This window comes from Myxococcus sp. AM009, assembly GCF_013372605.1.
In the GTDB taxonomy this organism is placed as follows: Bacteria; Myxococcota; Myxococcia; order Myxococcales; family Myxococcaceae; genus Myxococcus; species Myxococcus vastator.
Window position 1 is genome coordinate 1 of sequence record NZ_JABXEP010000433.1, and the last position, 451, is coordinate 451.

At 38.6% G+C, this 451-nt stretch carries 1 protein-coding gene; it reads right to left on the bottom strand.

The genetic code is table 11. From position 1 onward, the window contains the following. Window positions 1–262 (bottom strand): hypothetical protein (locus HV824_RS36245; protein WP_217918055.1); only part of this gene is annotated, 262 nt, incomplete at its 3' end. Between the last annotated feature and the right edge of the window lie 189 nt (window positions 263–451).

A 451-nucleotide genomic window follows, 5' to 3' on the forward strand; every position in this document is an offset into this window, starting at 1 on the left:
GCTCTAGTTCTTTTCCTTGAGGAGAATGTAGACGGTAGCGATTTAAAGCTGAGACTGCTCGACCATCAACAAGTAATTGCTTCACTTCAAGATGCTGGCTCAAAGCATAGAATTGGCCTGCGCCTTGCAAATAAACATCACGTCCTTGTCGAATTTCTATACTATCGCACATGCCATAGTCAAAGTTTTCAGCTACGAAATCTTCCCAGCCTCCCTCATTTACTGCCGTAAAATAGCTTTCTGCAAGTGTTTTTGTATCCATTTGGAACCTCCTGTAAAATAATTGGGCTATGATGAATATCACGAAATATTTTGCCCACTTAAGAGTATACAAAAGGAAATATGACTACAGGTTGTCATATTGCTGAAGATTTTTTTTGAGAGTACTGACCAGTAGATTTTGTAAGTGACTTGGAGATACGACCTTTACTTGATAACCAAAACTTAATAG